The 5963-nt window shown below is 47.4% G+C and carries 3 protein-coding genes; 2 read left to right on the forward strand and 1 reads right to left on the reverse strand.

Going from position 1 to position 5963, the window contains the following annotated elements:
- Positions 1 to 96 precede the first annotated feature (96 nt).
- Positions 97 to 1119, reverse strand: a complete 1023-nt coding sequence (locus WBV75_RS12860) for a LacI family DNA-binding transcriptional regulator (protein WP_424120992.1) — start codon at positions 1117 to 1119, stop codon at positions 97 to 99.
- Between the two features lie 362 nt (positions 1120 to 1481).
- Between WBV75_RS12860 and WBV75_RS12865 the strand changes: the two genes are divergently transcribed.
- The gene (locus tag WBV75_RS12865; protein WP_424120990.1) at positions 1482 to 4607 is read left to right on the forward strand and encodes a SusC/RagA family TonB-linked outer membrane protein; all 3126 of its coding nucleotides are present in this window, start codon (positions 1482 to 1484) and stop codon (positions 4605 to 4607) included.
- A 19-nt stretch (positions 4608 to 4626) separates the two neighbouring features.
- A partial coding sequence (locus tag WBV75_RS12870) for a RagB/SusD family nutrient uptake outer membrane protein (protein WP_424120991.1) occupies positions 4627 to 5963 on the forward strand: 1337 nt, incomplete at its 3' end.

The following is a 5963-nucleotide window of genomic DNA, read 5'->3' on the forward strand; positions in this document are numbered from 1 at the left end:
CAGGTGTATAAGGAATGATTTTTTGAAAGGCAGTCCCCCGATCGAGCGCAAACCTATGGCTCAGCAAGGCGTGCCTGTAAAATCCTCGGGGATCCATCAGGTCGAAGCCCGCTTTACCAGACTGGCCTGAATGATTTCTGTCCGATAATTCCCGGCGTCGGTTTCATCGTATTCGTTTTCAATTTTGTCGATGAGCATTCGGGCCGCCGTTTCTCCCATCTCTTCCCCGTGCTGGGCAATAGCACTCAGGCCGGGAGTAGCGTATTTGGAAAGGATTCCATCGGTAAAACCGATAAAGGAAATATCCCCGGGAATGTCGTATCCGAGTTCGCTGGCGAGTCTCATACCCCGAATCGCAAAAATCTCATTGACACTTAAGACCGCATCAAAAGACTGTTTTTGAAAAAAAGAGCGGCTCAACTGCTCTTCTTCGAATTGAAAGGGGAGCTCCAATACGAGATCTTCACAAAAAGGTATCCCGTGTTTGGCAAGGGCCTTCTGATACCCTTTGCCTCTTTTTTCACTTACTCCCAATTTGTGGGCTGTGGTAAAAAAAGCTATCCGTTTCTTCCCGCTATGAATCAGGAATTCCACGGCCTCCATTGCAGCTGCTTCATCATCTATGACCACTTTATCGCAAGGGATCTCTTCTGTGACGCGGTCAAAAAGCACCACAGGGATGCCCTGATCTGTCACTTCTTTCAGATGTGTGTAATCCTGTTTTTCCTGAGTCTCAGCCGAAAGGCCAATAATAAAACCATCTATGCTGCCATTGGCGAGCAACTCGGTATTGATCACCTCTTTGTCAAAAGACTCATCGGAAACGCAAACGATGACATTATAACCCAGGCTGTTGGCATATTTCTCTATCCCCCGGAATACCGTCGTAAAAAAGTGATGTACAATATCCGGGATAATGACGCCGATATTTCGGGTGCGTTTATTTTTAAGACTAACCGCTATATTATTGGGCTTGTAGTTGTGTGCCCTGGCGAAGGCCTGAATTTTGTCCCGGGTATCCCTGCCAATCTCAGAACTGTTCTTTAATGCTTTGGAAACGGTTGAAATGGAAACATCCAGTTCTCGCGCGATGTCCTTAAGCGTAACTTTTCTGCGAATCATCCTCCCGGTTGCTTTTAAAGAAATGTGAAGTTAATCAATAATCCCCAATCCTTGCGGCCCATTTTCAGTTGGGCTAAATCCTTAGAAATACTATAAATTCTGGCCGAGTGGGAAGGTGGTAAATTGGCTTCAGACCAAAAAAATTATATATTTGTCTCAGATTTAGATAAAAAACCACCCCAACAATTATTAATTACGCAATGTAGGCGATCATATTTTTAGGGATTAACAGGAAAAGCAATATATCAACACGAAACCGTTTTCGTACCTTTTAATCCTTTTAAGAGTAGGATATTAACAATTTTTTTGCATACTTTGACCTCTTGAATTGAATTAACTAAACTTAAAACGAACGATTTATGAAGATTACGCTACTCAGGAGCTTACTGCTTGTCGGAGCTTTTCTATGCTTTGGATGGGCGCAAGCGCAGGAAGTATCAGGTAATGTTTCTGACGCATCTGGCCCCCTTCCGGGAGCTAGTGTTGTGGTTAAGGGAACGACCAATGGTACTCAAACAGATTTCGATGGGAACTACACCCTTGACGGAGTCGATGGAAACGCCATTTTGGTTTTCAGCTACATCGGGTATTCTACCCAGGAAGTTGGGGTTAGTGGCCGCTCCTCCATTAATGTCGTACTTGAGGAAGATGCTCAGGCATTGGACGAAGTAGTGATCATTGGTTATGGTACCACTACGGTTAAAGATGCGACCGGATCAGTCGCAGCCGTAACCTCAGACGAATTTAACGGCGGGGTTATTTCCTCCCCGGAACAATTGATCCAGGGTAAGGCCGCCGGGGTGAACATTCAGCAAGTGAGTGGGGAACCTGGCGCAGGTATTAATGTGAACATCAGGGGAGCTAACTCAGTACGGGCGAGTAACAACCCACTCTTTGTAGTGGATGGCGTACCGCTTTTCGGGCAGAATACGGATGCCACCGGAGATTCCGGAGACGGACAAACCGAAGTGGGTAACCCTTTGAACTTCCTGAACCCGAATGACATCGAAAGTATGAGTATCCTCAAAGATGCCTCCGCAACGGCCATTTATGGATCTCGGGGTGCTAACGGGGTAATCATCATTACCACAAAATCAGGTAAAGGATCTGAAGGAGGAAAATTCGAATGGTCTTCCAATTTGAGTGTTGCCACTCCAGTGCGTCAGTTCGACCTTCTCGACAACGAAGAGTTCCTCGATGCTGTGGAACTTTACGGAGGTAACAGGGATGACGTAAACTTCGGAGCCAACACCAACTGGCAGGATGTTGTGACGCGTACATCCGCTTCAACAAACAACAACCTGGCCTATTCGAACCGCTATAACAACGGAAACATCCGGGCTACTTTTGGTTATCAGGACCAATTTGGTGTAGTTGAAAAATCCGAATTTGAAAGGATCTCGGGACGTATCAACGTAGCTCACAAGTTCTTCCAGGATCGTTTACTGATAAACGTAAATGCAACTATAGCCCGGGTAAACCGGGAACAACCACCTCTTTCGGCCACTGCCGGTTTCCGTGGGGATATCCTGGGATCAGCTTATTCTGCCAACCCAACATGGCCGGGCAACCCTACATTTGACGATGGGGGTGGACAGGTTCAGCCTGCAAATTACCTCGCTGAAACACAGAATAAAACCAATACGAATCGTATCCTGTTAAACGGGTCTGCCGAGTATTTGATCACCTCAGACTTTTCGGCCAAGCTCAATTTGGGTTATGACCAATCCAATAGTGAGAACACCTCTGTGATCAGTTCCAAAATTCAGAATTTCACAGGAATTGAAGGCAATGGTTTCGGAACCTACAATACATTGGACCGTTTGAACAAGACGATGGAAGCGACGCTCAACTATAAGAAGTCGTTTAGCAATTCCCGTCTGGATGCCCTGCTCGGGTATGCGTATCAGAACTTCCGCACATCAGGCCGTAACACTGCAGCCCGTGGTTTCGGAACATCCGATCTGAACAGAATGGGTGAGGATATGCGAAGAACGCTGAATGCCGCTGGTCAAACAGTCGATGGTTCCTACCAACAGTTTTATTACGGGGTAAATACGAGTAGCCTGATTGTAAACCGCTTATTCCCGACTGTAGTTGCCGGTGAAGAAAATGCATTTGAATTTAACAGGGGTGTACGAGCGGCTACCGCCGATTATTTTGACAACACAGACGAGTTGCAGTCTTTCTTCGGAAGGATCAACTACACAATCGCTGATAAATATCTTTTCACAGGAACCTTCAGGGCGGATGGATCCTCTAGATTTGGTCCTGAGAATCAGTACGGCTTTTTCCCTTCAGGAGCCTTTGCATGGCAAATTGGTGAAGAGGATTTCATCGGAGAAAAAATTTCCACTCTGAAACTCAGACTGAGTGGCGGTCTTATCGGTAACCAAGAAGGTTTAGGATATGGGAATTTTGTAGCCCGCCAGCGTTTTGCAAATCTGGGAATCAACAACGACAACACGGTTAACCAGAATGGTTTGAGTATTGTCGCTACAGACGTGCCGGATCTGAAGTGGGAAACCACCCTGGATCTCACAGTAGGTCTGGATTTCGGATTCAACATGGATCGCCTCAGTGGTAGTATTGATGTCTACCGGAGGGAAACCAATGACCTGTTGCTGCAAACACCACCTGCTGCACCTTCCACCATTCCGTTCCAATTTGGTAACGTGGATGCCTCTGTCATCAACCAGGGTATTGAATTTGCTATAGCATATGACTTTGTTCAGACGGAGAACACTACTTTTGGTGCGTCCTTCAACATTGCCTACAATGACAATGAAATCCAGGATTTTGCCGGGGCGATCAACACGGGTGAAATTAACGGTCCAGGTTTGTCTGGAGCCTTTGCCCAGCGTTTTGAAGCGGGTAATTCCCTCTTCTCGTACTATATGGCTGAATTCCTTGGTTTTGACGGTGAAGGAAACCCAACATACAGAGATGTCGATGGCAACGGTATAGGAGATCCGGATGCAGATAAGTTCTTTGTAGGTCAAGATGGTCTGCCTGACGTTACTTCAGGTTTGTCCCTGACCTTCCGTCATAAGAACTGGGACGCCTCTGCCTTCTTCAATGGACAATTTGGGTTCTCAGTATACAACAACACGGCCAACTCTTTCTTTAATGCCGGGCAGTTGACTACGGCGCGGAACGTAACCCAGGCTGTTGTCGACAGTGGGGAAAACGGAGGAGCTTCTACGGCAGTTTCCACTCGTTTTCTTGAAAAAGGAGATTTTGTCCGCTTCCAGAACGCAACCATTGGGTACAATGTGCCTCTAAGTGGTGACGGTGCGTTTAAAGGACTCCGTTTATCACTAACAGGTCAGAACCTGGCCCTTTGGACGGACTACAGTGGAATTGATCCGGAAGTAACTGTAGGTACAGGGTCCTTAGGCTCCGGAATACCTACGAGGGGAATCGACTGGGCGGCGTTCCCAAATCCATTAACCGTTACCTTTGGAATTAACGCGACATTTTAATTAAAAAAAATTGTAGATCATGAAAAGATTTGAATTGAAATTCTTATCCCTTGCTTTCCTGGCGGTATTCGGGCTGTACTCCTGTACCGATTTGGAAATTGAGGAAACGGACTCCTTCATCAGTGAAGGTTTCCAAGGCCTGGAAGATCCCCAGTCCGCTTTAGACCAGCTGTACAACCAGGTGGGCGGACAACTGGGAGATCAGGCAAATACGTATGCCCTTACAACCGTTACAACAGACGAACAATTGGTTCCCACACGGGGAGCTGACTGGGGGGATAATGGCCGCTGGAGAAAGCTCCACCAACACGAATGGGGTTTTGAGGAAACAGATATCCTCACTCCTTTTGACCAGTGGAACTCCAACCAACTTCTCGCTTCCCAGATTCTGGATACGCGAAGCGCGGCTCCTTCTGACGTCGCAGCCTCGGCGCATTTTATTCGCGCCTGGTCCATGTACATGATTTTGGACCTTTACGGTCAGGTTCCTTTCAGAGATACGGAACTTTCTTCAACTGCGGTTCCTGAAGTTCTTATAGGAGCTGTTGCGGTTGACTTTATTCTTGCTGACCTGGATGCCGCCATTGCTGGTTTGCCAGCCACCCCAGCCGGGAGTGACGGGTTGAACCGGGCTAGTAAAGCCGCTGCGCGTTATCTTAAGGCCAAAGTCCTTTTAAACCGCAGTGTTTTTGAAAGTCAATTGTTGGAAGCCGCGCCGACTTCTTTTAATCCTGCCGATATGCAGGAGGTAGTTAATCTGGTTGACGCCATTGCAGCTGACGGATACGCATTACAGTCCGGGTATTTTGAAATTTTCGAGCCTACTTCAGATACTGAAACCATTTGGTTTACCGATTCCGGAAATTCCGGAAACCGTATTTTCAACGGTTTGCATTATAATTCCACCAGTTTAGGTGGAGGAGGCTGGAACGGTTTCAGCACATTGGCTGAGTTCTACGACCTTTTTGAAGGAGATCCGAATCAGAACCGCTATGACAGCGACCTGGAAAGCGCCCAAATCGATGGGCAGGAAGAACGCCGCGGTGGGGTTCCAAATGTTGGCGTACCTTTTACTGGAAGAGAAGGCACCTCTGACAACGGAGGTTTGGAAGACGGTTCCAATGTTGGAAACGGGTTCCTGATCGGGCAGCAATATGACCTGGCTTCTACGCCTACCCCCCTTGAAGACCGTCAGGGAAATCCCCTGGAATTCTCTCGCGGATTTGTAGACGGGAACGGAGCACCCAGCCTGATCAACAACAGTGAGCGCACAGGGATTCGTGTTATGAAATATAACCCCCGTATCGGTGGTGGTTTCGCCAACAGCGTAATGATTTTCCGTTATGCAGATGCGCA

The sequence above is a fragment of the Robiginitalea sp. genome (assembly GCF_049588695.1).
Classification (GTDB): Bacteria; Bacteroidota; Bacteroidia; order Flavobacteriales; family Flavobacteriaceae; genus Robiginitalea.